The sequence below is a fragment of the Dyella lipolytica genome (assembly GCF_030160075.1).
Lineage (GTDB): Bacteria > Pseudomonadota > Gammaproteobacteria > Xanthomonadales > Rhodanobacteraceae > Dyella_B > Dyella_B lipolytica.
Window position 1 is genome coordinate 1,120,556 of record NZ_BSNQ01000003.1, and the last position, 26,919, is coordinate 1,147,474.

Annotated in this window: 27 protein-coding genes; 9 read left to right on the plus strand and 18 right to left on the minus strand. The window is 60.4% G+C overall.

Features of this window, described 5'->3' with window-relative positions:
• Positions 1-31: 31 nt before the first annotated feature.
• Both QQL64_RS06385 and arsC read left to right on the plus strand, forming a co-directional pair.
• The gene (locus tag QQL64_RS06385) at positions 32-1,432 is read left to right on the plus strand and encodes a pseudouridine synthase (RefSeq protein WP_284397203.1); all 1,401 of its coding nucleotides are present in this window, start codon (positions 32-34) and stop codon (positions 1,430-1,432) included.
• Positions 1,433-1,464: 32 nt separating this feature from the next.
• Positions 1,465-1,809, plus strand: a complete 345-nt coding sequence (gene arsC, locus QQL64_RS06390; protein ID WP_284397205.1) for an arsenate reductase (glutaredoxin) — start codon at positions 1,465-1,467, stop codon at positions 1,807-1,809.
• Here arsC and QQL64_RS06395 read toward each other — a convergent pair.
• From QQL64_RS06395 to rlmE, 3 genes are all read right to left on the minus strand, one after another.
• A complete protein-coding gene (locus tag QQL64_RS06395) occupies positions 1,806-2,438 on the minus strand; it encodes a DUF2239 family protein (protein ID WP_284397208.1) in 633 nt (210 codons plus the stop codon). The two genes, arsC and QQL64_RS06395, sit on opposite strands and share 4 nt — an antisense overlap.
• A gap of 149 nt (positions 2,439-2,587) precedes the next feature.
• Positions 2,588-4,525, minus strand: a complete 1,938-nt coding sequence (gene ftsH, locus QQL64_RS06400; protein ID WP_284397211.1) for an ATP-dependent zinc metalloprotease FtsH — start codon at positions 4,523-4,525, stop codon at positions 2,588-2,590.
• Positions 4,522-5,172 (minus strand): 23S rRNA (uridine(2552)-2'-O)-methyltransferase RlmE, encoded by a 651-nt coding sequence (gene rlmE, locus QQL64_RS06405; RefSeq protein WP_284397214.1) that lies wholly within the window; start codon positions 5,170-5,172, stop codon positions 4,522-4,524. The genes ftsH and rlmE overlap by 4 nt, the downstream gene beginning before the upstream one ends.
• 77 nt (positions 5,173-5,249) lie before the next feature.
• Between rlmE and yhbY the strand changes: the two genes are divergently transcribed.
• Both yhbY and QQL64_RS06415 read left to right on the plus strand, forming a co-directional pair.
• Positions 5,250-5,546, plus strand: coding sequence for a ribosome assembly RNA-binding protein YhbY (gene yhbY, locus QQL64_RS06410; RefSeq protein ID WP_284397217.1), 297 nt, complete (start codon positions 5,250-5,252; stop codon positions 5,544-5,546).
• A gap of 9 nt (positions 5,547-5,555) precedes the next feature.
• The gene (locus QQL64_RS06415; RefSeq protein ID WP_284397220.1) at positions 5,556-5,933 is read left to right on the plus strand and encodes an Mth938-like domain-containing protein; all 378 of its coding nucleotides are present in this window, start codon (positions 5,556-5,558) and stop codon (positions 5,931-5,933) included.
• A 6-nt stretch (positions 5,934-5,939) separates the two neighbouring features.
• Here the strand turns inward: QQL64_RS06415 and QQL64_RS06420 are convergent, their stop codons facing one another.
• The 4 genes from QQL64_RS06420 to surE form a co-directional block, all read right to left on the minus strand.
• Positions 5,940-6,797: a peptidoglycan DD-metalloendopeptidase family protein gene (locus QQL64_RS06420; RefSeq protein ID WP_284397222.1), complete on the minus strand. Its 858-nt coding sequence runs from the start codon at positions 6,795-6,797 to the stop codon at positions 5,940-5,942.
• Between the two features lie 104 nt (positions 6,798-6,901).
• Positions 6,902-7,510, minus strand: coding sequence for a YqaA family protein (locus QQL64_RS06425; protein WP_284397225.1), 609 nt, complete (start codon positions 7,508-7,510; stop codon positions 6,902-6,904).
• Positions 7,510-8,238, minus strand: a complete 729-nt coding sequence (locus tag QQL64_RS06430) for a protein-L-isoaspartate(D-aspartate) O-methyltransferase (protein WP_404601017.1) — start codon at positions 8,236-8,238, stop codon at positions 7,510-7,512. The genes QQL64_RS06425 and QQL64_RS06430 overlap by 1 nt, the downstream gene beginning before the upstream one ends.
• Complete coding sequence (surE, locus tag QQL64_RS06435) at positions 8,207-9,013, minus strand: 5'/3'-nucleotidase SurE (protein ID WP_284399678.1); 807 nt, start codon at positions 9,011-9,013, stop codon at positions 8,207-8,209. The genes QQL64_RS06430 and surE overlap by 32 nt, the downstream gene beginning before the upstream one ends.
• Before the next feature lie 173 nt (positions 9,014-9,186).
• Here surE and QQL64_RS06440 point away from each other — a divergent pair, with 173 nt between their 5' ends.
• On the plus strand, positions 9,187-9,732 hold the full coding sequence (locus tag QQL64_RS06440) for a Smr/MutS family protein (protein ID WP_284397227.1): 546 nt from the start codon (positions 9,187-9,189) through the stop codon (positions 9,730-9,732).
• A gap of 1 nt (position 9,733) precedes the next feature.
• Here the strand turns inward: QQL64_RS06440 and truD are convergent, their stop codons facing one another.
• The 10 genes from truD to cyoA all read right to left on the minus strand — a co-directional run bounded on the left by truD (position 9,734) and on the right by cyoA (position 20,403).
• The gene (truD, locus tag QQL64_RS06445; protein WP_284397230.1) at positions 9,734-10,750 is read right to left on the minus strand and encodes a tRNA pseudouridine(13) synthase TruD; all 1,017 of its coding nucleotides are present in this window, start codon (positions 10,748-10,750) and stop codon (positions 9,734-9,736) included.
• Entirely contained in the window at positions 10,751-11,083 is a 333-nt protein-coding gene (gene ftsB, locus QQL64_RS06450; RefSeq protein ID WP_284397233.1) for a cell division protein FtsB, read from the minus strand. It abuts the gene before it with no gap.
• An 18-nt stretch (positions 11,084-11,101) separates the two neighbouring features.
• Positions 11,102-12,400, minus strand: coding sequence for a phosphopyruvate hydratase (gene eno, locus QQL64_RS06455; RefSeq protein WP_284397236.1), 1,299 nt, complete (start codon positions 12,398-12,400; stop codon positions 11,102-11,104).
• Between the two features lie 60 nt (positions 12,401-12,460).
• Positions 12,461-13,294 (minus strand): 3-deoxy-8-phosphooctulonate synthase, encoded by an 834-nt coding sequence (gene kdsA, locus QQL64_RS06460; protein WP_284397239.1) that lies wholly within the window; start codon positions 13,292-13,294, stop codon positions 12,461-12,463.
• On the minus strand, positions 13,291-14,961 hold the full coding sequence (gene pyrG / locus QQL64_RS06465; protein WP_284397242.1) for a CTP synthase: 1,671 nt from the start codon (positions 14,959-14,961) through the stop codon (positions 13,291-13,293). Before pyrG ends, kdsA begins: the two co-directional genes overlap by 4 nt.
• Before the next feature lie 214 nt (positions 14,962-15,175).
• Complete coding sequence (locus QQL64_RS06470; protein WP_284397244.1) at positions 15,176-16,318, minus strand: terpene synthase family protein; 1,143 nt, start codon at positions 16,316-16,318, stop codon at positions 15,176-15,178.
• Positions 16,319-16,537: 219 nt separating this feature from the next.
• Positions 16,538-16,906 carry a cytochrome o ubiquinol oxidase subunit IV gene (gene cyoD, locus QQL64_RS06475; protein ID WP_284397246.1) on the minus strand — a complete coding sequence of 123 codons (369 nt, stop codon included), beginning with the start codon at positions 16,904-16,906 and terminating at the stop codon, positions 16,538-16,540.
• A complete protein-coding gene (gene cyoC, locus QQL64_RS06480; RefSeq protein WP_284397249.1) occupies positions 16,906-17,526 on the minus strand; it encodes a cytochrome o ubiquinol oxidase subunit III in 621 nt (206 codons plus the stop codon). Before cyoC ends, cyoD begins: the two co-directional genes overlap by 1 nt.
• 3 nt (positions 17,527-17,529) lie before the next feature.
• A complete protein-coding gene (gene cyoB / locus QQL64_RS06485) occupies positions 17,530-19,545 on the minus strand; it encodes a cytochrome o ubiquinol oxidase subunit I (protein ID WP_284397250.1) in 2,016 nt (671 codons plus the stop codon).
• Between the two features lie 3 nt (positions 19,546-19,548).
• Entirely contained in the window at positions 19,549-20,403 is an 855-nt protein-coding gene (gene cyoA / locus QQL64_RS06490) for a ubiquinol oxidase subunit II (protein ID WP_404601031.1), read from the minus strand.
• 322 nt (positions 20,404-20,725) lie between these two features.
• Between cyoA and QQL64_RS06495 the strand changes: the two genes are divergently transcribed.
• The 3 genes from QQL64_RS06495 to QQL64_RS06505 all read left to right on the plus strand — a co-directional run bounded on the left by QQL64_RS06495 (position 20,726) and on the right by QQL64_RS06505 (position 25,058).
• Entirely contained in the window at positions 20,726-22,525 is a 1,800-nt protein-coding gene (locus QQL64_RS06495; RefSeq protein ID WP_284397253.1) for an aminopeptidase P family protein, read from the plus strand.
• A gap of 90 nt (positions 22,526-22,615) precedes the next feature.
• A complete protein-coding gene (gene parE / locus QQL64_RS06500) occupies positions 22,616-24,505 on the plus strand; it encodes a DNA topoisomerase IV subunit B (protein WP_284397257.1) in 1,890 nt (629 codons plus the stop codon).
• A gap of 31 nt (positions 24,506-24,536) precedes the next feature.
• The gene (locus QQL64_RS06505) at positions 24,537-25,058 is read left to right on the plus strand and encodes a 3-hydroxyanthranilate 3,4-dioxygenase (RefSeq protein WP_284397260.1); all 522 of its coding nucleotides are present in this window, start codon (positions 24,537-24,539) and stop codon (positions 25,056-25,058) included.
• Here QQL64_RS06505 and QQL64_RS06510 read toward each other — a convergent pair.
• Positions 25,055-25,597, minus strand: a complete 543-nt coding sequence (locus QQL64_RS06510) for an NUDIX hydrolase (RefSeq protein WP_404601016.1) — start codon at positions 25,595-25,597, stop codon at positions 25,055-25,057. The two genes, QQL64_RS06505 and QQL64_RS06510, sit on opposite strands and share 4 nt — an antisense overlap.
• 210 nt (positions 25,598-25,807) lie before the next feature.
• Between QQL64_RS06510 and QQL64_RS06515 the strand changes: the two genes are divergently transcribed.
• Complete coding sequence (locus QQL64_RS06515; RefSeq protein ID WP_284397264.1) at positions 25,808-26,857, plus strand: transporter; 1,050 nt, start codon at positions 25,808-25,810, stop codon at positions 26,855-26,857.
• The last annotated feature ends 62 nt before the right edge of the window (positions 26,858-26,919 follow it).

The following is a 26,919-nucleotide window of genomic DNA, read 5'->3' on the forward strand; positions in this document are numbered from 1 at the left end:
CCGCCGAGCAAGACACCGAGGAGTACCGCGCATGAATGCGCCGCAAAAATCCGTATTGAGCCTCAAGCGCGCTACAGCGCCTGAAAACGCCCCCCAAATCGAAGAGCGCTTGCATAAAGTGCTCGCCAACGCCGGCCTCGGCTCGCGGCGTATGCTGGAACAACGCATCCAGGCCGGTGAAGTCGAAGTCAATGGCACCGCCGCTAATCTCGGTGCCAGCGTTCGCGCCGGTGATCGTGTAGTGATCGATGGCAAACAGTTCGTCGTTGCCACCGACAGCCGCGACGATGCCGAAGTGCTGGTCTATCACAAGCCCGAAGGCGTGGTGACCACGCGCGAAGATCCCGAAGGCCGCCCCACCGTGTTCGAACAGCTGCCGCGACTGAAAGGCGCGCGCTGGGTCGCCGTGGGTCGTCTGGATATCAACACCACCGGTTTGCTGCTTCTCACCACCGACGGTGAGCTCGCCAACGCACTGATGCATCCACGCAGCGGCCTGGAGCGCGAATACCTCTGCCGTGTGCACGGTGAAGTGCCCGACGAAATGATTGAAAAGCTCAAGGCTGGCGTAGAGCTGGAAGACGGCCCTGCCCGCTTCGACGAAATCGCCATCATCAGCCGCGGCGGTAGCCACAGCTGGTTCCGCGTAGTGATTCGTGAAGGCCGCAATCGCGAAGTCCGCCGTTTGTGGGATTCGCAAGGTTTTCTGGTCAGCCGACTCAAGCGCATTCGCTACGGCAACATCGAGTTGCCGCGCACTCTGCGCCGCAGCGACTGCGAATCTTTGGGTGAAGAATTGGTCAAGGAACTGCGCAAGGTCGCCGGCCTTGGCGCCCCGCAACCCGTGCTGACACTTAGCCCGGTACTGCACCAGCGCCGCGCGCCCCGCAATGTCACCGAGTACCGCCCCGAGAAAGGCGCGGGCACCGCGTGGAGCGGCGGCTACCATGACGAAGCACGCGAATTGCGCGCATTCGATCGTATTCGCGAAGAACCGGCGCGCGGTAAACAGCAGCGTCATCGCGCAAATCCGAATCGCGAAGTGAACGGCAACGTTGCCAAACCCGAGCGCTCACCGGGTGGCAGTCATTACAAGAAGAAACGCGGCATCGCTCCCGGCCAGGAACTGCCGCCGGCACGCACCTGGTTCGCCGGCGAAAGCCGCGATGGTGGGCGCGCCTCAGGTGGCGGCAATCCTGCCGGTAACCGTCGTCATGGCAATGCCAATCCGGGCAATCCCTATGGCGCCGCCGGCGGTGGCAATGCCAACCGCAGCAACCGCGGTGGTAGCCGCCCGGGTGGTCAAGGCCAAGGCCAGGGTGGTCGTCCGCAAGGTCGCGGCGGTAACCGTCCACAGGGACATGGCGGCGGCCGACCCCACGGCGGTCGCGGTGGTGGCGGTGGCGGTGGCAACCGTTCCGGCAACCGTTGAGTCAGCGAACGATCACCCCGCTAGCTCAACCGATGATTCGCATCTATCACAACAACCGCTGCTCGAAGTCGCGCAGTGCCTTGGCTCTGCTCGAACAACATGGCAAAGCTTTCGAGGTGATCAACTACCTCGAAACGCCGCCCGATGCTGCCGAGCTAAAAGTCTTGCTGTCGCAGCTCGGCATCACAGCGCGCCAACTGCTGCGCAGCGGCGAAGATATCTACAAGGAACTCGGTTTGGACGACGTCTCGCTCGATGACGAGGCGCTGATCATCGCGATGACGAATCATCCACGCCTGATCGAACGTCCTATCGTGGTTGCCAACGGCAAGGCGGTCATTGGCCGTCCGCCGGAAGCCGTGCTCGAGATTCTCTAGCGTTTCATCCCGTCTTCAGACGGACTCGACATCTCATCGCCATAAGCAAGCCACTCGGCATGCTTGCGTATGTCGCTTGGCCATTCGGCAATCAACACGCCGAACTTCGGTCTGTCATTTGCGAATAGCGCGCGGATTGCTTCTTCAAAACCTGGCATGTCGCCGGCCATTGCCGACATGAAGTGATAGGCGCGCTCTTGTCCGACACGTGATTGGTCGCGTTCGCCGTATGCATGTCGCGCTTCTTCCACCAGCTTGCGCAATGCCACAGACGGACCGCCTGGCTGCGTTGCAAGCCACTCCCAATGTCTTGGCAGCAACGTTACTTCGCGGGCGACAACGCCTAGCTTGGGACGGCCACGACCTCGGGGAATATCGGTAGACGTCGGAGGGATGCTTTCATCATCAGCAACGACTGGCGGATACCGGGCAAGAATGTCCTCGTCCGTGCCGCGCGTATCGATATCGATGGAACGACCGGTGTTGTTGTCGAAAATCAGGATCGACTCCGTGGTACCACGATCGACGGCCCGTCTAACCGCCAGGGCGACGGTATGGAGCGGCCCGGAGGCAAGGCGCCGCCGGCCTTGAAAGCTTGTGTAGAAAAGTGATGCCGTGGTGTTGGCCACAGTGGGCTCCTGTCGATAGGCGCTTAAATATACCGGGTAAAAATACCTTTTCAATATCACCCGGATAAAATTAAGCCGACATCTCTATGCTGTCGCCAACGAAAAAGGCCGCCCTTCCGGGCGGCCTTCTGTTCGCACTCGCTAGAGAATCAGATCCGACTCTGCGTGGCCGGATCCCCAACCTTCGCGCCAGCATCGCCGCGCGGTGGCGGTGGCGGTACCGACGAGCCCGGCGAGGAGGTCTTGGACCAATCCGCCGGTGGCCCTGGAACGCGGCCATTCATGATGTCGTCGATCTGGCGCGCGTCGATGGTTTCGTACTGCAAAAGCGCATCGGCCATCACGTGCAGCTTGTCGATGTTCTCGATAAGCAGCTGCTTGCTGCGGGCATAGGCACGGTCGAGGATTTCGCGCACTACTTCGTCGATCTTGCGCGCGGTTTCGTTGGAGACGTTCTTGTGCTGAGTCACCGAGCGACCCAGGAATACTTCGTCCTCTTCCTCGCCGTAAGTGACCGGGCCGAGTTCATCGGACAAGCCCCACTTGGTGGCCATGTTGCGAGCCATCTTGGTGGCGCGCTCGATATCGTTCGAAGCACCGGTGGTCACTTTGTCGGTACCGAAGATGATTTCCTCAGCCACGCGGCCACCGTACAGCGAGCACAGCTGCGATTCGATCGCCAGCTTGTTCATGCTGTACTTGTCGCCCTCCGGCAGATACATGGTGACGCCCAGCGCACGACCGCGCGGGATGATCGTGACCTTGTAGACGGGATCGTGTTCGGGCACCAGACGGCCCACGATGGCGTGACCGGCTTCGTGATAAGCGGTGAGCTTTTTCTCGTCTTCGCTCATCGCCATCGAGCGACGCTCGGTACCCATCAGGATCTTGTCGCGCGCCTTGTCCATATGGCCCATGCGCACTTCGCGAGCGTTCTCGCGCGCGGCAAACAAAGCCGCTTCATTCACGAGATTGGCGAGATCGGCACCGGAGAATCCGGGTGTGCCGCGCGCAATAACCATCGCATCGACGTCGCTGGCTGTGGGCACTTTGCGCAGGTGCACCTTGAGGATCTGCTCACGACCTTTCACGTCCGGCAAGCCCACCACAACCTGGCGGTCGAAGCGGCCCGGGCGCAGCAACGCCGGATCGAGCACGTCAGGACGATTGGTGGCAGCGATGACGATGATGCCCTCGGTGCCTTCAAAACCATCCATCTCGACCAGCAACTGATTGAGCGTCTGCTCGCGCTCATCGTGACCACCGCCGAGCCCGGCACCGCGATGACGACCCACGGCATCGATTTCGTCGATGAAGATAATGCACGGCGCGTGCTTCTTCGCCTGATCAAACATGTCGCGCACGCGCGAAGCGCCGACGCCGACGAACATCTCGACAAAGTCGGAACCGGAGATCGAGAAGAACGGCACCTTGGCCTCGCCGGCGATCGCCTTGGCGAGCAGCGTCTTACCGGTACCCGGAGGGCCGACCATCAGTACGCCGCGCGGGATCTTGCCGCCCAGGCGCTGGAACTTGCCTGGATCACGCAGGAATTCGACCAGTTCGCCAACCTCTTCCTTCGCTTCATCGCAACCGGCAACGTCACTGAAATTGACCTTGACCTGATCTTCGCCCTGCAGCTTGGCACGCGAACGGCCGAAGCTCATCGCACCGCGTCCACCGCCGCCCTGCTGCATCTGGCGCATAAACCAGATGAACACACCGACGATCAGGATCACCGGCAGCCAGTTCACCAGTAGACCGATCAGCGAAAAGCCGGTGCCGGAATCCTGGTTGACCGTGACGTTCTTGTCCTGCATCTGCTTGACCACCGAATTGGTGGAGAAGCCGAGCACTGGAGCGACCGTGCGGTAGTTGCTGCCGTCTTTCAGCTTGCCGCTGATGGTGGCGGGATTTTCGGCACTGATCGTGGCGGTAGCAACGTTGCCGCTATCGACGCTCTGCACAAAGCTGCTGTATGGCAGGTCCGAAGAGGCGCCACCACGCGGGTTGAAGCTCTGGAAGACGGTGATAAGAACCACCGCAATAACCAGCCAGAGCAACAGGGTTTTCCATGTCTCGTTCATGCGCGGTTCTCGCCAGTCTGCCGGCCGCCCGGTTTGAACCCGGTAGCCAGCGCATATACCTCACGCGAACGCGCGCGTGAGGCCTTAGGTTTACGCATGCTTACCCGCGTGAACTCCGCGCGCAAGCTTCTTAAGTAATCGTCGAAGCCCGTTCCCTGGAATAGCTTGATTAGAAACGCTCCACCCGGTTTGAGCCAGTGCCTGCTGAAATCAAGCGCCAGTTCGGCCAGATCCATCGATCGGATCTGATCGGCCAGGGCTACACCACTCATATTGGGGGCCATGTCCGACAGCACAAGATCGAGCTTTTGGCCGTCCAGCCGCGACTCCAATTCGCGCAAGACACTTTCTTCACGAAAATCGCCCTGCAGGAAATCCACGCCGCCAATACCCTGCATTGGCAGGATATCCAGCGCCACCACGGTACCACTATCGCCCAGGCGCTGACGAACCAGTTGCGACCAGCCACCGGGCGCCGCTCCCAAATCGACCACCCGCATGCCGGGCTTGAGCAAGTTGTCGCGCTCGATCAGCTCTTCCAGCTTGAAAACGGCGCGTGAACGCAGCCCTTCGGCCTGGGCCTTCTTGACGTAGACATCATCGAAATGCTCCCGTAGCCAGCGGGAACTGCTTTTGCTGCGGGGCATGGTCGGCAACGGCCGGGAACGGGGGGAGTCCATGATACCCTTTACGGTCCCCTCGTCGCGAATCCGAGACTGAACGCATGGCCATTTCCCCTTCGCAGCGACGCTATCTGCGCAGCCTCGCTCACGATCTCCACCCGGTGATTCTGCTGGGCGCCAAAGGCGCGACCGACGCCGTCGTGAAAGAACTCGACCTGGCGCTATCGCACCATGAGCTGGTGAAGGTGAAGCTTTCCGGCGGCGACAAAGACGAGCGCGAAGCGCAGATCGGCACCCTGATCGAAGGGACTAGCGCCGAGAACGTGCAACAGATCGGTCATATCGTGGTGCTGTTCCGGCGCAACGAAGAGGACCCTCGGCTGGCCTTGCCGCGGTAAGGGCTCCTCATGGATCTGTCGCTGGATAGGCCAGAGGGCTACCTGTTTGTCCGCCGGGTTGCCGCCAACGCCATTACTGTCGTCGACCGCGAACTGACCGCCAGTTTTCTGCTCGCGCCGGATCGTGCCGTGGAGCAGTGGCCGGTCACCACGGCCCTTGCCCTGGACGACAACCATGTTGCCGGCATTCTTGAACTGAAACCGGAACTGGTGCTGCTCGGCACCGGCACACGCCAGCAGTTCCCGCCGGCGGCCTTTCTGGCTGGCTTTCTGCGCCGAGGTGTCGGTATCGAAGTAATGGACAACGCCGCCGCCGCACGCACCTACGATCTGCTGGCCGGCGAAGGGCGACGGGTTGTCGCCGCTTTTATCCTTCCAGGTAGCTAGAACGACTCAGCGCGTGGGCAAGTAATCGAGCGGGTCGACGGGACTGCCGTCTTTGCGGATCTGGAACTCCAGCTCGTCGCGCGAACTGCTGCTTGAGCCCATTTCGCCAATCTGCTGTCCTGCCTTTATCTGTTGCCCTTCGGTCACCAGCCGTTTGCGGTTGTGGCCATAAGCGGACAGGAAGCTGTCGTTATGCTTGATGATGACCAGCTCACCATAACCAACCAGGCCATTGCCGCTATAGACCACGACGCCATCGGCGGCAGCGACCACGGGGTCGCCCTCTTTTCCGGCAATGTCGATACCCGGTATCGCAGCATTGCCCTGAAATCGCCCAACCACTGAACCCGACGCCGGCCAGCGCCATTTTACGCCGCCGGCTGTTCGTGTTCCGCCACTGGCAACCATCGGAGCGGCAGTGGCCGTCGGCACGGCATTGGCAACAGGCGGCGATGCGATAGGAGCTGCACCAGCCACGGAAACAGTCGAACTCGTGTGCGCGGGAGACGGAGCGGGCGGCGTTGCGGCGGCTGCCGGTACGACTGGCTGGAATACAGGAGCACTCGGCGCCGGCGGTTGTGCGTGTGGTGGTGCTTTAACGATAACCGGCGGCGATACATGCACGGGACCAGGCCCATGCACCGGCAGCTTCAACACTTGCCCGGGCCAGATCGTGTAAGGCACGGCAATGTCATTCAATTTGGCCACTTCGCGGAAATCGGCACCGTTGCGGAATGCGATGGAATAAAGCGTGTCACCCTTTACGACCGTATAAGTACCGACCGCATTACCTGCCTGCACCGGCCGAGCGCCCACAGACGCACTCGGCGGCTGTTGAACCACGACCGTGCTGCAGCCGGTCATGAGTAGTGCCATAGAGGTGGCCGCAGACCATCGCATCAATCCTTTCATGCGCATCAGCATAACGGGGTCGCGCGGAGTTTTCATACGGGCCGACTGAGCGAGGTCTAATGCCTCAATGCCCACCATCCGGCCAATGCAGCCAATGCGATCAAGGCGCCCCACCCGATCCATTCGATATGTCGGTGCAGGATCCGTTCGGCGCGTTCGCCGAACAGGCGGATCAACAGTGCGAGCAGCCACACTCGCTTGCCGCGTCCAAGCAGAATGCAGACCAGGAACGGGATCACCGGCACGCCAACAATACCCGACGCCCAGGTGACGAATTTCATCGGCACGACCGGCTGCAAAGCGGCAAGCATCAGCACCAGCAGCAGTTCAAGCCAATGCTGGTTCATCTGCATACGCAGGTTTTCCACGCCGCGCTCGATCGGATCGTAGAGATGCAACGATTGCAACAACGGGGTCAGTGCATGGAAAGCCCAGTGACCCAGCGCATAACCGACCAGCGATCCCAATAGCGAAAACAACAGACTGGTATTGGCGTAGAAGAACGCCCTGTGTCGCTTGCCGAGCATCATCGGCGCCAGCATCACTTCCGGCATGATCGGAAAGATAAAGGCTTCGACGAAGCTAAGTCCGCACAAGTAGTAAAGCGCTTTGGGATCGCGCGCCCAGACCAGCATGCGCGCGTAAAGCTTTCCGAACAGGCGCATTAGCCGATGCCGCCGAGCAGAGGTACAAAGCTGACTGCGGCCAATTCTTCCTGCATGAAATCGCCTTTCCCATCCCCGCGCATGCGGATCAACGTTTGACTACTGGGGGAACCTACCGGCGCCACCAGCACACCATCGGGACTCAACTGATCGAGTATCCGGCTGGGAATCGCATCGCCGGCCGCCGTGAGGATGATGGCATCGAACGGCGCTTCCGCGGCCCAGCCCAGCTTGCCATCATCATGGCGCGAGCGGATGTTCTCAACGCCGAGCTGTCGAAAACGGCGACGCGCCTGACGCAACAATTCCTCGATGCGTTCGACCGTGAAAACCTGTGGCACCAGATTGGCCAGCACTACCGCCTGATAGCCGGAACCCGTACCGATCTCCAACACTTTCTGCGGACGTCCGTCTTTCTTGTCGAACGGCTCGAGCAAGGCCTCCGTCATACGCGCCACGACCCACGGCTGCGAAATGGTCTGACCGTGTCCGATCGGCAGCGCCGTATTTTCATAGGCGCGCGAATGCAAAGCCTGATCGATGAAGTGATGGCGCGGCAGGTTGCGGATGACGTCGAGCACGCGCTGATCGCGGATGCCCTCTTCCTTCAACTTGGCGACAAGCCGATCGCGCGCGCGTTGCGAGGTCATCCCTTCGCCCTTCAGGGCGGATGGCGGCAATGGATGCACGTTCACTTCACGCTGCCTTGCCATCGGCTGCCTCGCCATGGGTTTTTCCACTCATACCGTCGGTCAACGCATGGACCCAGCTGCTCACCTTTTCCAGCGCCTGGAAACGGGTGAGATCCACATGGATCGGCGTTACCGAGATATAACCTCGCTGCACAGCGTGGAAGTCGGTACCGGGACCGGCGTCGTCCACATCGCCGGCCGGGCCGATCCACCAGATGGTCTTGCCACGCGGATCGGTCTGCTTGATGCACGGTGCGGAACGGTGCCGCTTGCCCAGACGGGTGACTTCGAAACCCCGGATATCGTCCCAGGGCCGATCGGGCACATTGACATTGAGGATGGTGTCGGCCGGCAGCGGATCGACCAGCAGGCGCTCCATCAGCAGCAGCACCGCCGTCGCGGCTGAGTCGTAATGCTCGCCTTTGTGGTCTTTGCTGACCAGCGACACGGCAATCGCCGGCAAGCCGAGGAAGCGCCCTTCCATCGCCGCCGAAACCGTACCGGAATAGATCACGTCGTCGCCGAGGTTGGCGGAATTGTTGATGCCGGAAACGACGATATCCGGCTCATAGTCCAGCATCCCGGCCAGCGCCAGATGCACGCAGTCCGTCGGTGTGCCGGCGACTCGGTAATAACCGTTGTCCATGCGCAGGGCGCGGATCGGCGCATCGAGCGTCAACGAATTGCTGGCGCCGGAACGATCTCGATCCGGTGCCACTACCGTAACCTGACCGACCGCGCCAAGGCGCTCGGCTAGTACGCGGATGCCCGGTGCATCCACGCCATCGTCGTTGCTTACCAGAACTCGCATCATGATCCGTTAAAGCCCAAGCCACTTTCGGCATGTTCCGGCGTACGGCCCGCAGGCTCTTCGCACGCTCCCTGAACCTTGGAGTCTAACTGACCGGACCTGCGGTTTCACCGCTGCGCTCACGGTCAATGAACCCTCGCCGGAGCAATCTGTCATTCGGTAGGATGATTTTTATGAAGCGCCGCACACCCACCACCGTCGACGACGAAGACAGCCGCCTGTTTCGCGATGCCATCGGCGAGGTGCGCCGGCTGGATTCTGTCGCACCACCGCCTGCGATGCCCAAGCCCGAACCGCGCGCTCACATGTTTGAGGCCGACGAAGCGGCCGTGCCGGGCGAATTGCTGGAGATGGCCTTCGACCCAGCGCTGATGGAAGTCGGCGAGGAGCTGAGTTATCTGCGTGACGGCTATCCACCCAAGTTGCTGCGTCAGCTCAAGCGCGGCCAATACAGCGTGCAGGACGATATCGACCTGCACCAGATGAACGCCGCTGCGGCGCAAGCGACCATCGCCGCCTTTCTAGCCGAGGCATCCGAACGCGGTCTGCATTGCGTACGCATCGTGCACGGCAAGGGATTGCGTTCCAAAGCCGCCGGTCCTGTGTTGAAAACACTGACAGATCGCTTGTTGCGCCGACGGGACGACGTGATTGCGTTCGCTTCGGCGCGGCCGATGCAGGGTGGAACAGGGGCCGTCGTGGTACTGCTCAAAGGCTGAATTAGCCGATTAGCTCCCGCGCCACGACCGTGGCGTACGCGCCTGCGGGCAACTCGAAACTGAGTTCAAGCGTTTCGTCATCCAGCCAACGCCAGCGCAAATCCTTGGGCAGCAATCGCAAGGGGCGGCGTTCCTGCTCCATGCGTGCAGCGGCCAAACCTTCAGTCAGGTCCAGATAGGCAGCAGCCACATCGCGTTCCATCTCACCCGCGACAAACGTGGTTGGCGGCTCGCCCTGACCCCACAAGGGTCCCGACGGGTGGATATCGCCCTGCGCCAGGCGCGTGGCTAGCGTTTCATCGAAGGGTTCCGGTCCGAACCATGAGCGCGAACCAGCCAGCGACCAGATCTCGCCTTCCAGCGGTTTGTCCCAGGCATCGCGCTCGACACGAGCGGCCAATACGCTGTTGAAGATGTGCGAGCGCGCCGCGGATAGCAGGATCGAGCGCTTGTCGCGGTCGACTCGCCGCCCCGCAAACATCGCGCGAGCCTGCGCCACGTTACCGCCTTCACGGCCGAAACGTTGTTCGCCGAAATAATTGGGTACGCCGCGCGCGGCGATGGCGTGCAACACTTCTTCTGCACGTGCGCGGTCTCCGCGCACATCGCGCAGTACCAGTACAAACCGATTGCCGCGCAAGGCGCCACGCTTGAGTTTGCGCTTGTGCCGTGTACTGGCCAGTACCTTGACCTCGGCATGCGGAAATGCGTTCCAATCCGGGTCGGGCTTGCCGGCCAGTTGCACCGTGAAAGCTTGTCGCGTGACGGCGTGACGGTCCTTCAAGCCGGCATAGCCGACATTGAGCGGCGGCACACCTGCAAAGCGGGCCAGTTCTCGCGCCACCCAATCTGTATTGGCTCCGCTTTTTTCCACCCATAGAAGGGCGTGCTCACCTTCACCATCGGCGTCGTAGCCGAGAATTTCGTCGACACGGAAATCCTCCGGCGTGCGACGCAATTCAGCGGTCAGCGGCGGGGTGCCGTAGGCACGGGGAAGTTCGGATTCGCTTGAGGTCATTCAGTGGGCACCACTGGTGCCGGGAGTCGCTGGCGCAGCGACGCTGGCAGCGTTGGAGGGTTTTTCCACCGCCTGATAGAAGGTTTCGCCTGGTTTGATCAGGCCGAGCTCGGCGCGCGCGCGCGCCTCGACTGCCTGTTCACCGTGCTTGAGATCGTTCACGTCAGCGGTCAGCGCCTGGTTGCGCTGGACCAGCTTATCGTTCTCATCGCTCTGCTTTTTAACGGCAAGGCGCAGGCTGGTCACTTCGGACATGCCACCGTGACTGGACCACAGTTCAATCTGCAGTCCAATCAGCAAGAGCAGCAGGACCAAAGCGATCCAACGTAACATCGTCGGGGTTTACCTCGCTTAGCCGGGCAAATGCGTCAGATTCGGAAACGCGTTGCGGCCAGCATAGCGCGCAGCGGCGCCGAGTTGTTCCTCGATGCGCAGCAGCTGGTTGTACTTCGCTACGCGGTCGGTACGGCACAGAGAACCCGTCTTGATCTGGGTCGCCGTGGTGGCGACGGCGATGTCGGAAATCGTGGTGTCTTCGGTTTCGCCCGAACGGTGCGACACGATGGCGGCGTACTTGGCGGCGTCGGCCATAGCGATGGCTTCCAGCGTTTCCGACAACGTGCCGATCTGATTCACCTTGATCAGAATCGCGTTGGCGATCTTCTTCTCGATGCCCTCGCGGAAGATCGCCGGATTGGTGACGAACAGATCGTCGCCGACCAGCTGCACCTTGTTGCCGATCTTGTCGGTGAGCAGCTTCCAGCCGTCCCAATCGCCCTCGGCCATGCCGTCTTCGATGGTGACGATCGGATACTGCTGCGCCCAGCTAGCCAGCAAATCGACGAACTGCGCAGGCGTGTAGACCTTGCCCTCGCCTTCCAGGTCGTACTTGCCGTCCTTGAAGAATTCGGAGCTGGCCACGTCCAAGCCGAGCAGAATGTCGCTACCGATCTTGTAGCCCGACTTGTTTACGGCTTCGAGAATGGTATCCAGCGCCTCGATGTTGGAACGCAGGTTCGGCGCGAAGCCGCCTTCGTCACCCACGGCCGTGTTGAGGCCCTTGCCCTTCAGCACGCTTTTGAGCGCGTGGAAGATCTCCGTACCGGCGCGCAGCGCTTCGGAGAAATTCGGCAGACCGACCGGCAGCACCATGAACTCCTGCACGTCGACATTGTTGTCGGCATGTGCGCCGCCATTGATGATGTTCATCATCGGCACCGGCAACGCGCCGGGCTTGCCGTTGGAAAGGTATTTCCACAAGGGCTCATTACGCGAGGCAGCTACCGCGTGCGCAGCAGCCATGGAAACGCCCAGCAGCGCATTCGCGCCCAGGCGGCCTTTGTTAGGCGTGCCATCGAGCCCGATCAGCTTGGCATCGAGACCTTTCTGATCGGCCGCGTCGAAACCCTTCAGCGCCCCGGCGATCTCGCCGTTGACGTTGGCCACCGCCTTTTTCACACCCTTGCCCATATAACGCGACTTGTCGCCGTCACGCAGCTCCACCGCCTCGCGCGTTCCGGTCGAGGCACCGCTCGGCACTGCGGCGCGGCCAAACGCGCCACCGGCCAGGGTTACTTCGGCTTCAAGCGTGGGGTTGCCGCGCGAATCAAGAATTTCACGGGCATGGATGCGGGTAATTTGGGTGCTCATGTCCAATCCAGTTCAAAGGATAAAAGAAGGTTTTCAGTGCGCGGCAACCGCGCGCGGCCGTCAGACAGTGTGTTCGAGGAAACCATGACGCTTGGTTACCGCGTCCAGTTCCAGCAAGGTCTGCAGCAGCGCTTCCATCTTGCCGAGCGGCCAGGCATTCGGTCCATCGCTGAGTGCCTTGCTGGGGTCTGGATGCGTCTCGGCGAACAGTCCTGCAATACCGACGGCAACCGCCGCACGCGCCAATACGGGCACAAACTCACGCTGACCGCCGGAGCTGGTGCCCTGCCCACCCGGGAGCTGTACCGAGTGCGTGGCGTCGAATACCACCGGACAACCGGTCTCGCGCATCGCGCTCAACGAGCGCATGTCTGAGACGAGGTTGTTGTAGCCGAAGCTAGCGCCGCGCTCACAGACCATGATGGCATCGTTGCCGACGGCCTTGGCCTTGTCGACCACGTTCTTCATGTCCCACGGCGCAAGGAACTGGCCCTTCTTGATGTTCACCGGCTTACCGGCGCGGGCCACGTTCTGGATGAAATCGGTCTGACGGCAGAGGAAAGCGGGCGTCTGCAACACATCCACGACGGCCGCCACTTCGTTCATCGGCGTGTATTCGTGCACGTCGGTGAGGACCGGCACGCCAAGCTGACGCTTCACCTCGGCCAGCACGCGCAGACCTTCTTCCATACCCGGGCCGCGGAAGCTGCTGCTGGAGGAGCGGTTGGCCTTGTCGAAGCTGGATTTGAAGATGAAGTTGATGCCCAGCCTGCCGGTGATTTCCTTCAGGGTGCCGGCGGTGTCGATCTGCAGTTGTTCGGATTCAACGACGCACGGGCCGGCGATCAGGAATAGCGGTTTGTCCAGGCCGACCTCGAAACCGCACAACTTCATGCCGCCGCTCCCTTCGCCAGCTTCTCGCCGTCGCGCACCGCTTTGAATTCACGGGCGGCACGCACGAAGCCGATGAACAGCGGATGGCCGTCGCGCGGTGTGGAGGTGAATTCCGGATGTGCCTGGCAGCCGAGGAACCACGGATGCTTCTGCAGCGGGAGTTCGACGATCTCCACCAACAAATCGTCCATCGACTTGCCCGAAACCACCATGCCCAGGTCCTCGAACGACTGGCGGTAGCGATTGTTGAATTCGTAGCGATGGCGATGACGTTCGCGCACGACGTCCTGGCCATACAGCTGGTGTGCCAGCGTACCGGCCTTGAGACGGCACTCCTGGGCACCCAGGCGCATGGTGCCGCCGAGATCCGAACGTTCCGTACGCTGTTCGACTTCGCCGGTAGAGGTAGTCCACTCGGTGATCAATCCGATCACCGGATTGGGGGTGTGACGATCGTTTTCGCTGGAGTCGGCGTCCGTGAGACCGGCGACGTTCCGCGCGAAATCCACCACGGCGGCGTGCATGCCGTAGCAAATACCGAAATACGGTACGCCATGCTCGCGGGCATATTTGGCCGCCAGCACCTTGCCCTCGAAGCCGCGCTTGCCAAATCCCCCCGGGACCAGGATCGCATCGGCTCCGCCGAGCACCTTGGCAGCGCCTTCGGCTTCGATCTGCTCGGAGTCGACCCACTGCAGATTCACGCGCGTCTGCTGCTTGATGCCGCCATGACGCAAGGCCTCACCGAGCGACTTGTAAGCGTCCTTGTGCTCGACGTACTTGCCGACGATGGCGACGGTGATGTCGTCCTTGGGATGTTCCACTGCATCGACCGTGCGCTGCCAACCAGAAAGGTCGGCCGGCTTGGCGTCCAGGCCCAGCTTCTTGACGACAATGTCGTCCAGGCCCTGCTGGTGCAGCCAAAGCGGCTGCTTATAGATGATGTCCACATCGGCCGCGCTGATCACCGCCTGCTCGGGCACGTTGGTGAACAGAGCGATTTTGCGGCGCTCGCCGTCCGGAAGCGGCTGTTCGCAACGGCAGAGCAGGATGTCCGGCTGGATACCGATCGAGCGCAGTTCCTTCACCGAATGCTGGGTCGGTTTGGTTTTGATCTCGCCAGCGGCCTTGATGTAAGGCACCAGGGTCAGATGCATGAACACGCATTTCTCTGGCCCGTGCTCGATGCGCAGCTGGCGGATGGCTTCCAGGAAGGGCTGGGACTCGATATCACCCACCGTGCCGCCGATCTCGACCAAGGCTACATCGAAGCCGCGGGTGGCCTCGTGGATGCAGTGCTTGATCTCGTCAGTGATGTGCGGAATGACCTGCACGGTCGCGCCCAGGTAATCCCCGCGGCGCTCCTTGCGGATCACCGATTCGTAGATCTTGCCGGTGGTAATGGAGTTCTTGCCGGTGAGGCGGGTGTGGACGAAGCGCTCGTAGTGGCCTAGGTCCAGGTCGGTCTCAGCGCCGTCGTCGGTCACATAGACCTCGCCGTGCTGGAAGGGACTCATGGTGCCCGGATCCACATTGATGTACGGATCGAGCTTCATCATAGTGACCGAGAGGCCGCGCGCCTCGAGAATGGACGCAAGCGACGCCGCCGCGATGCCCTTGCCAAGCGAGGACACCACACCGCCAGTGACGAAAATCAGGGGGGTCATGGAAAGCAGCCGTGCTGGAAATCGGCATTTTAGCGGTAGATCGCTCCAGCCGCGAGATGCTGTAGGTGATTTAGTAAAAATAACTCAGACGAAGGCGCTGTGGCCCCTTCCCAAAGGCCACTCGAGCTGCGCTTGCAAAGTCGCCCGGCCATCTAGGAACGGCGGTGGCTATGGGCTTGCGAGGGCCTAGGGATTCCAGCACACGCCAATCCGATCAAACAACGGCCACCACTGTCTCCGGGGCGCCGTAGCGGGTAACGGCCTCCGTTGCCTCGTTCGGGACGCGGCAGATGATTCGATCCCTGTTGTAACGCGGGCAAACGAAATGCCAATAACTGAAGCCCTCCGCCATGTGGCGCATGAGAACGCCCCACCCTTTCAATTCAGGCGGCAGCGAATCAATCAACGCCGAAAGCTTCGTCAGGCTCGCCTGGTACATGTCGATCACCACGCCATATGCCGACTCGAAGCCGCACTCGCGGTCTTTTTGAATCAGCGTTACGAGATTCACGCGATCCTCGTCTTTTTCGACGCTGACCAGTTCATTCACGATGGCGACGATAGCCGACGCCCTCACGACGACGCGACACGCCGCGGGAAGCTTGTCGACGTTGCCGATATGCAGGTCGAGCAACTGAGCTGTGGGGATAACCCCTATGGTGATCAGACGCTTGCGTAAATGAGACCAAGGGCTCACTCCGTGCGAAACATGGATGGAGCTGTTCTCACTTGCAGCGGTTTTTATCCACGTCGCCATTTTCCTACCGAGCCGCTCCACGTAGTCGTTTGAAACGCCGAGGCTTTTGTATCCATCGACGATCGACTTCCAGGCTCTTATATCTCTTATATAAGGATCCGCATCACGAAAATGACTGGCATCCCATTGAAAGGCTTCGGCCATTCCATCGAGAACGAGGCTTACATCCGAAGTTCTTTCAACCACCACGTCATCCCATAGCAGCCAGAGAGTGATGTACTTCGAGTAAAGCGTCAGTTCTTGCATGCTGCCGAATGGATGCGAAAAACCGGCATATCCCCACACCGCCATTCGTTCAACTTTCTTGAGAGAACGCGCATCGGGCAAAAGGCCGCACGTCTCCATCCACGCTATGGTTTCCCGCTCCACCTGATGCGCATACGGTGAGAGCCTGACATGCATCAGGTCTATCTCATGTTGCTTTGGCGTGCATGGGGCGACCGACGCCTTCGCATGTAACGTGTCCGTCAAATTCCGTTTCATCTTCCACCTCAGCGCCTTCGGCAAGTGGAACATTGAGCAATGGAGCCAGCTTTGCGCGATATCGGCGCGCCGAAAGGCCGGCAGGCAGGCCTGCGCGAAAATTTGCCTATCAAACAAGTGCGTTCTTTCGATTGGCCCTGTTTCTACAGCACGGCGGCTCGACGCGTGAGCGCGCTGCAGGTGTTGAATGCTATGCCTGCGTCGATCAAGGGGCGATCAAATCTTTGTTAGAAAGCTTTGAATATGAAAACGGCCTCTCCCAGTTCTGGGAGAGGCCGCTGAATTTAAACGCGAGTACGTTTGATTCGATGAAGTAATAAGACTGAAAGCTGCGCTTCAGCCCATGCTAGTCATCGGCAGCGGATGCATCATGTTCACGTTCATGTTGTGCAGCACCCACAGCGAGCCGACCACGACAATGGCGATGATCAGCACCGTGAACACACCGATCGTCAGGTTGCTACGCTGCCCTGGTGCTGTACTTAGATGCAGGAAGAATACGAGCTGCACCAGCACCTGGGCCACACAGAACACGACGATGCCAGGCACGATCAGGTCGTGCGGTACCGCGCCCGACATCACGCAGCCGAATGACAACAGCGTCAGCACGATGGAAAGAATGAATCCGACAATGTAGGACTTCAGGCTGCCGTGACCGGCATGCTGGTGGTCCGCGCCGGAGGCATGACCGTGTTGGCTAGCCATCAGAGCACTCCCCGCAGATAGACAATGGTGAACACACAGATCCAGACAACATCCAGGAAGTGCCAGAACAGGCTCAGGCAGGACAAGCGGCGACGCACGGCGTCGTTCAGCCCATAGCGGCGCAGCATGTCCATCATGACGACGATCCAGATCAGACCGCAGGTGACGTGCAGACCGTGCGTTCCGACGAGGGTGAAATAGGACGACAGGAACGCGCTGCGATCCGGGCCGGCACCCTCATGGATAAGATGGGCGAACTCGTGGATTTCCATCGCCACGAAGGCCGCGCCGAACAGGAGCGTGATGAAGAGCCAACCGATCACTTTGTTGCGGCGCTCGGCGTGCATGTTCAGCATCGCCACGCCGAAGGTGAAGCTGCTGACCAGCAGCAGCATGGTTTCACCGAGCACGTACGGCAGGTCGAACAGCTCCTTGCCGCTCGGACCACCTGCAGTGGCGTTAGCCAACACGCCGAAGGTGGCGAACAGTGCCGAGAAAATCAGGCAGTCGCTCATCAAGTAAATCCAGAACCCGAGCAGGGTCTTGGATCCGTCGTCGTGATGCTCGTCCGCGCCGTGCGCGATGACGTCGTGATTGGCGGTAATAGCGGAACTGCTCATGTCTTACGCAACCTTCTGACCGGCCGATGCCGGATCCACGTGATCGACCAGCTTCTGAGACGGCACCAAGCGTGCGCGCTCGATCTTTTCCACTTCGGCGCCCGACACGTAGTAGTCCACATCGGTGTCGTAGGCACGCGCGATGAAAGACCCGACCATGCCGAGCAGGCCCGCCGCGGCCAACCACCAGATGTGCCATACCAGCGCGAAGCCCATGGCGGTGCCGAAAGCGCCCATGAACACGCCCACGCCGGTGTTGCGCGGCATGTGGATGTCGGCGTAGCGAGCTTGACGCTTGTAAGCGCGCTTATGTTCCTTGTCCGCCCAGAACTGATCGAGCTCTTCGACGTGCGGCAGCACGGCAAAGTTGTAGAACGGCGGTGGCGAACTGGTCGACCATTCCAGCGTGCGACCGCCCCACGGATCACCGGTCAGGTCGCGGTTCTCGGCACGATTGCGCACGCTCACCACGATCTGCAGCAGGGTGAAACCGATGCCCGCCATGATGATCACGGCACCGATCAGCGCCACGACCAGATAAGGCTGCCACTCCGGATTGACGTAGTGGTTCATGCGGCGCGTCATGCCCTTGAGGCCAAGGATATACAGCGGTACGAAGGCCACGTAGAAACCGACCAGCCAGCACCAGAACGAGTACTTGCCGAAGCGCTCTTCCAACTTGAAGCCGAACGCCTTCGGGAACCAGTAGTTCATCGCCGCAAGACAGCCGAACACCACGCCACCGATGATCACGTTATGGAAGTGCGCGATCAGGAATACGCTGTTATGCAATACGAAGTCAGCACCCGGAACCGCCAGCAGTACGCCGGTCATGCCGCCGACCGTAAAGGTGACCATGAAGCCGATCGTCCACAGCACCGGCACCGTGAGACGCACGCGACCGCGGTACATGGTGAACAGCCAGTTGAACAGCTTCACACCGGTGGGTACGGAAATGATCATCGTCATGATGCCGAAGAAGGCATTGACGTCAGCACCGGAACCCATGGTGAAGAAATGGTGCAGCCACACCAGGAACGAGAGAATGCCGATGCCCGCGGTGGCGTACACCATCGACTTGTAGCCAAACAGCGGCTTGCCCGAGAACGTCGCGATGATTTCCGAAAACGCGCCGAAGCACGGCAACACCAGGATGTAGACCTCCGGATGGCCCCAGATCCAGATCAGATTCACGTACATCATGGCGTTGCCGCCAAGCTCGTTCGTGAAGAAGTGCATGTCCAGATAACGGTCGGCTGCCAGCAGTGCCAACGTGACGGTCAACACCGGGAAGGCAGCGACAATCAGGATGTTGGTGACCAGCGCCGTCCAGGTGAACACCGGCATCTTCATCAACGTCATACCCGGCGTGCGCATCCGCAGAATCGTCACGATGAAGTTGATGCCACTAAGCGTCGTGCCCAAACCCGACAGCTGCAGTGACCAGATGTAGTAGTCCACGCCGACCGTCGGGCTGAACTTCAGCTCGGACAGCGGCGGATAAGCGAGCCAGCCGGTCGCGGCGAAGTCGCCCACGAACATCGACACCATGATCAGCACCACGCCCGAGGCGGTGAGCCAATAACTGAGCGAGTTGAGGAACGGATACGCGACGTCGCGCGCACCGATCTGCAGCGGCACGACCAGATTCATCAAACCGGTGATGAACGGCATCGCCATGAAGAAGATCATGATGTCGCCGTGCGCGGTGAAGATCTGATCGTAGTGATGCGGCGGCAGGTAGCCTGCGGCGTCGGCCGAGGCCATCGCCTGCTGGCCACGCATCATGATCGCGTCGGCAAAACCGCGCAGCAGCATGAGCAGCGCCATGATGATGTACATCACGCCGATGCGCTTATGGTCGACCGTGGTGAACCACTCGCTCCACAAGTAGCCCCATTTGCGTTGGTAAGTCACCCAGCCAAGCAGCGCTGCACCGGCGAGGGACACCATAAGCAGGGTGCCCATAATGATCGGCTCATGGAACGGAATGGCCGATAGAGAAAGTTTTCCGAACATGGCCTACTCCGAAGCCTTGGCGTGATCGTTGGGCGAGGGAATGGCACTCGCTTGCGCAGGTGGTGGCGTGCCGATGCGGTTCATCGACATGTCGCTCATGTACTGTTGGATGACGTTGTTGAACAAGCCCGGTGTCACCGCGGCGTAATACGACACTCCCTGCTTCTCGCTTGGCTGCGCCAGCGCGTGATACGCCTGCACATTAAGCTGGGTCGAGCTGGCCTTGGCCTTGTTGACCCAGTCTTTGAAGCCCTGCTGCGAGGTAGCAATCGCAGCGAAATGCATATCCGAGAAGCCTTCGCCGCTGTAATTGGTCGACAGGCCCGCGTAATTACCCGGCTCGTTGGCGATCAGGTTGACCTGCGTTTCCATGCCGGCCATGGCGTAGATCTGGCTGCCTAGCTGCGGAATGAAGAACGCATTCATCACCGAGTCGGACGTAATTTCGAAATGCACCGGTACATCGGTCGGGAACGCTATTTCGTTGACGCTGGCGACGCCGTAATCCGGATAGATGAAGAGCCACTTCCAGTCCAGCGACACCACCTGGATGGTGATCGGCTTGACCTTGGAATCCAGCGGCTTGTACGGATCGAGCGTGTGCGAGGTGCGCCACGTGATCGTTGCAAGAATCGCGATGATGATGCAGGGAATGGTCCACACCACGGCTTCGATCGCCGTCGAATGCGACCACTTCGGCGCATACGTGGCCTTGGTGTTCGAGGCGCGGTAACGCCACGCAAAGATCAGGGTCATCGCAATGACCGGGATCACGACCAACAGCATCAAGCCCAGGGCAATCAGGATCAGAGACTTTTCCTGCATGCCCACATCGCCCTTCGGCGAGAGGACTTCCATATTGCAGCCGCTAAGGAACACGGCGGCGCCTGCGCACGACCAGCGCAAGGTGGAGACGAGGGAACGCTTGTTCACGAACGACTCTTTCAGACGAGCTAACGGGGGATGTGTCGTGGGGACGACCTGCATAGAATATCGCGCTGCAGCAACGAATGACTAGCCCGAGACATAATGCCGCGCTCGAAATCGAGCGCTTAGCATCTCTCGTTTCGTCATAGCAAGCCCCAGCATGCACGATGCGAAATGTATCGGCATGTTCGCGCGAAACCGCCGATTTCGACGCGCACAAAGCGCTGCCATAACAGCCTGCTACCATGCGCTGATGAGCACCTCGATCCCCGCCCGCATTGCTGCCTTGCGCGAGGCCATGACCCGGCACGGCGTCGCCGCCTGCCTCGTTCCCTCGGCCGATCCGCATCTTTCCGAATACCTGCCCGCGCACTGGCAGGCGCGTGAGTGGCTGTCTGGTTTCGATGGTTCGGCGGGCATCTTGCTGGTTACTGCTGCCGAAGCGGGGCTCTGGACCGACTCGCGTTATTTCTCGCAGGCCGAGCAACAACTTGCCAGCAGCGGCATCGCGCTGATGAAGCAGCGAATCTCGCACGCACCGGAGCATCTGACCTGGTTGCAGCAGCACCTGCACCAGGGTGACGTCCTTGCCGTAGCCGGCGACAGCGTGTCGGTTGCCACACAGAGGCAGATCGAACGTCTGCTCGGCAGCGTCGGAATCAAGCTGCGCGTGGACCTGGATCTTCCGGGCATGGTCTGGTCCGACCGCCCTGCTCTGCCCAAAGCGCCTGTGGTTGAACACCCCCTCACCTACGCCGGTACCACGCGCGCCGAAAAGTTCGACCGGCTGCGCAACGCTTTGCGCAAGCAGCACGCAACGCATCACCTTGTTTCAAGCCTCGACGATATCGCCTGGCTCACCAACCTGCGCGGCAGCGACGTCGAGTGCAATCCTGTGTTCCTCGCGCATTTGTTGGTCGAGACAGCGGGCCGGGCGACGCTGTTTGTCGATCGCACCAAGCTCAACGACAGCCTGGTCGCGGCGCTCTCTGGCGACAACATCCGCATCGCCAGCTACGCCACGCTGGGCGACGCCCTCGGTGAACTCGCCGCTAGCGATACGCTGCTGCTCGATCCGGGTCGTGTGGTCAGTGCCGTGCTGCAGATGGTTGGTGCGAAAGCGACGCGCGTCGAAGGCCCCAATCCTTCCACTCAATTCAAGGCCTGCAAGAGCGAAACCGAGCTGACCCACATCCGCGAGGTGATGCGTCGGGACGGTGTCGCCCTGGTGCGCGCCTTCCGCCGACTGGAGGAACGCCTCGCCGCTGGCATGACGCAGACCGAACTGGATGTCGACGTGCTGCTGCGCGAAGAACGGTCGGCGCAACCGGATTTCATCGGCGAAAGTTTCGCCACCATTGCCGGATATATGGAGAACGGCGCCCTGCCGCATTACCGCGCCACCGCGGACGCCCACAACACGCTGCAACGCCACGGCCTGCTGCTGGTCGATTCCGGCGGCCAATATCTCGGCGGCACCACCGATATCACTCGTGTATTGGCGCTGGGTCCGACCACCGCCGAACAACGGCGCGACGCCACCTTGGTGATGAAAGGCATGATCGCGTTGTCGCGTGCGCGCTTTCCAAAAGGTGCGAGCGGTCCACAACTCGACGCGCTTGCCCGCGCTCCGCTGTGGGCCTCCGGCATGGATTACGGCCACGGCACCGGTCACGGCGTGGGCTATTTCCTCAATGTGCACGAGGGCCCGCAAAGCATTCGGCCACCGATCGCCGGTGGCGCGCTGGTTCCGCTGGAGCCAGGCATGATCAGCTCGATCGAGCCCGGCTTATATAAGCCGGCACGTCACGGCATCCGTCATGAAAACCTCGCGGTGGTGATCGAGGCCGATCAAACCGAATTCGGCGAGTTCTATGCCTTCGAAACGCTGACCCTTTGCCCGTTCGATCGGCGCGCCCTGGAACCCGGACTGCTCAACCCTGAAGAAAGGGCGTGGCTGGACGACTACCATGCATCAGTACGTGCAGCGCTTGGGCCATTGATGGAGGATGCCGATCTGGCGTGGCTGGAAAAGCACTGCGCTCCGCTTTGAAACAATCGGGATGAGAAGCGGGCTCTTGACCTCCCTCAAGCCGCAACCCATCCTCCCGCGCCTACCTTCCATCGAAACCGCCACCATCGCATGAGCAGTCGCTACAACGCCGCCGATATCGAAGTCCTCTCCGGTCTTGACCCGGTCAAGCGCCGCCCGGGCATGTATACCGACACCACGCGCCCGAACCATATGGCGCAGGAAGTGATCGATAACTCGGTCGACGAAGCGCTGGCCGGCCACGCGAAGTCGATCGACGTGATTCTGCATACCGACGGATCGGTGGAAGTCACCGACGACGGCCGCGGCATGCCGGTGGATATTCATCCGGAAGAAGGCATTCCCGGCGTGGAGCTCATTCTTACCCGTCTGCATGCGGGTGGTAAGTTCTCGGGGAAGAACTACAACTTTTCCGGTGGCTTGCACGGTGTCGGCGTGTCGGTGGTGAACGCGCTTTCGACCAGGGTGGAAGTCACCATCCGCCGCGATGGCAACGAATACCGCATGGCCTTCGCCAACGGCGACCGCGCCAGCCCGCTGGAAACCATCGGCACGGTACCTAAGAAAAAAACCGGCACCACGGTACGTTTCTGGGCCGACCCGAAATATTTCGATTCGCCGAAAATCTCGCTGTCCAAGCTCAAGCACTTGCTGCGCGCGAAAGCCGTGTTGTGCGCCGGCCTCAACGTAAAGCTCACCGACGAAGCCAGCGGCGAAGTCAGCGAGTGGTACTACGAAGACGGTTTGCGCGATTACCTGCGTGGCGAGCTGGATGGCGCGGAGTGTTTGCCTGCCGATCTGTTCGTGCATCACGTTGCACGCGATACGGAAGGCCTCGACGTTGCGCTGACCTGGTTGCCGGAAGGCGAACTGGTACAGGAAAGCTACGTCAACCTCATTCCCACTGTACAAGGTGGCACGCACGTCAACGGCCTGCGCACGGGTCTCACCAACGCCGTGCGTGAATTCTGCGACATTCGCAACCTGTTGCCGCGCGGCGTAAAGCTAGCGCCGGAAGATGTATGGGAACGGCTAGCATTCGTGCTGTCCGCGAAGTTGCAGGATCCGCAGTTCGCCGGCCAGACCAAGGAGCGTCTCTCTTCCCGCAATGCCGCCGCGCTGGTGGAAAGCGTAGTGCACGATGCTTTCAGTCTGTGGCTCAACCAGCATGTCGATCTGGGTGAGCGCATTGCACAGCTAGCCATCGAACGCGCCAGCGCGCGATTGAAAGCGGCCAAGCAAGTCGTCCGCAAGAAGATCACCCAAGGCCCCGCCCTGCCCGGCAAGCTGGCCGACTGCACCGCTACCGATCTCACCCGTACCGAACTGTTCCTGGTTGAAGGTGATTCGGCCGGCGGCAGCGCCAAGCAGGCGCGAGACAAAGATTTCCAGGCGATTCTTCCGCTGCGTGGCAAGATCCTTAACACCTGGGAAGTGGAATCCACCTCAGTGCTCGCTTCGGAAGAAGTGCACAACCTGGCAGTGGCAATCGGGTGCGATCCGGGCAAGGATGATCTCAGCGGTCTGCGTTACGGCAAAGTGGTTATCTTGGCCGATGCCGATTCCGATGGCCTGCACATCGCCACATTGCTCAGCGCTTTGTTTCTGCGCCACTTCCCATCGCTAGTGCGCGAAGGCCATGTGTTCGTGGCCATGCCACCGCTATTTCGCGTCGACGTGGGCAAGCAGGTGTTTTATTGCCTGGACGAAAACGAAAAAGCCGCGATGCTTCAACGCATCGAGCGCGAGAAGATCAAGGGACAAGTCACCGTCACGCGCTTCAAGGGCCTGGGTGAGATGAATCCCTCGCAGTTGCGCGAATCGACCATCTATCCCGACACGCGCCGCCTGGTGCAGCTGACCGTCGAAGACGGCGACGGCACCGCAAAGCTGATGGATATGCTGCTGGCCAAGAAACGCGCCAGCGATCGCAAGAACTGGCTGGAAGAGAAAGGCGATCTGGCCACACTCGAGGTTTGACAAGCTAAAGCGAACTTCAACGGATCACCCTATGTCCCTGACGCCTCCTTTCGACTTGCAACGCTGGATCGCCGAGCACCGCCATTTGCTCAAGCCGCCGGTAGGCAACAAATGCATTGTCGACGGCGATTTCATCATCATGATCGTCGGCGGCCCGAACGCACGCACCGATTATCACCACGACGAAGGCCCGGAATTCTTTTACCAGATCGAAGGCGAGATGGTGCTGAAGGTTCAGGATGAGGGTGTGGCGCGCGACATTCCGATTCGCGCCGGTGAAATCTTCTATCTCCCTCCGCGCGTACCGCATTCACCGCAACGCATGCCCGATTCGATCGGCATGGTGATCGAGCGCCGACGGCTCGGGCACGAAAAAGACGGCCTGCTGTGGTTCTGCGAACGCTGTAACCACAAACTCTATGAAGAGTATTTCATCCTGCACGACATAGAGACCGATTTCCCGCCGGTATTCGATCGCTTCTACGCATCGCGCGACGCGCGTACGTGCAGCGCCTGTGGCCACGTAAACCCCGCGCCAGCGCGCTACGGCTAATCGGTACTTGTTTCCCGCTCCAGCCACTTGCGCGCCATGCGCCGCAGCGATTCGTCAGTAGCGTCGTCATCCGCTAGCGCGCGGATCGATACCCAAGCCAAGTCCAGCGATTCATCGCTGACAACGAAAGCGTCGCGGGCATGTGCTCGCACCACATAGCGCACATCGTAATGCCAGTGACCTGGTTCTTCGTTGCGCGCGGGAATCCAATGCCGGTCGACGTCATAAATAGCCGGGTCGACGCTTAATCCGGTCATACCCGACTCCTCGTGCGCTTCGCGCAATGCAACAGCAGCGAGATCGCTGTCGCCATCCGCGTGACCACCCAATTGCAGCCACCGATTCAACTTGCGGTGATGGGTCAACAACACATGCTGACCTTCTGGATCGACCAGCCAAGCCGAACCGGTGAAATGCCCCGTCGCATGATCCCGATCGAAGGGGCGTTCGGCCTCCATCAGAAAGGCCATGCACGCAACCACGTGCGAATCGTTCGGATAGTGCGCGGCGTAACCGCGCAACGACTCGTACAAACTCATGATGCCGCTCTCGGATGAATTCGAAAATCCACGATGCGAATGATTGCATCCGATACATGGTGCGATAGCCATGCGCACGAACGCGCGCATAGCAATTTAAGATTTGTACCATAGATCGCGTTCATGGCGCTCCCTATCTTGAAGCCACGCCGTCTCCGATGCCTCAGGAAGACGACTACGCCTTTCAATTTGACTATCAGGGTGCCCGCCATGACACGCTCCAGCCGAACACTCGGCAAGCTCACCTTTTTGCTTGTGCCCGCATTCTGTTGCGGCACGGCCGCCGCTGCGGATTCTTCCGATGCAACAACCTCAGCGGTCAATTTCACCGGCCCGCTGTTAACGCCCAACCCGCAAAACCTCCCTGCCGGCACCTGGCTGGTGGAACCCTACCTGATTCATAACAGCAGCAACGATGCCTACAACGATCAATGGGATCGTTACGCGAAAGATGAGGGAACCGGCCAGTGGTTGACCATTGTTCCGATTTTTTACGGCGTCACGGACCGTCTGCAACTGCAGCTGACGGTAGGCGCAGCACGTAGCGAATCGGCGGGATCGCACACTGACGGTTTTGGTATCACCGATACAACATTCACAGCGCAATACATGCTGGTTACACCCGACAAGATCCAGGGTATACCCGCAGTGTCAGTTCGATATTCGCACCAGTTCCCTACCGGCTCGTACGATCGCCTCGGTTCGAATCCGCTGAACGGTACGGGCAATGGCGCGTCGACTGACACCTTCTCCATGCTCGCCCAGCAATACTTCTGGTTCCCCAACGGCAGGCCGTTGCGTGTGCGCGCAGCTGTCTCCTACACCCTGCCTCCGAGCCAGGTCGCTCTAAACGGCGTAAGCGTCTACGGCACGCCGCAAAGTTTTCAAGGGCAAGCCCGATTGGGCAACACATTCGGCGTGTCGGTGGGTGCCGAATACAGCATCGACCCTCAATGGGTACTTGCGTTCGATGTCGCCTACAACCGGGTTTATGCCTCGCAAGTGCAAGGCGTGCAAAACGGACCACTCTTTGGCATGCCATGCATGTCAATGCCGGGTGTGCAATGCACACAACCAGCTCCACCACTCACTTCGTTCAAGCTTCGCAATCCCACCAGCAAGGTTGTCAGCCTGGCGCCAGCGATCGAATACAACTTCAATGACAGGATCGGTGTGATCGGCGGCGTGCAGTTCAGTGAGGCGGGGCGCAACACCGACGCCTTCATCACACCGCAAGTCGCCGTCAACATGGTCTTTTAATCCAATCAACCTCATCGCGTCGCCCATTGCCACCTCCCTTGCCGGAGGCTGGCACGGGCGAC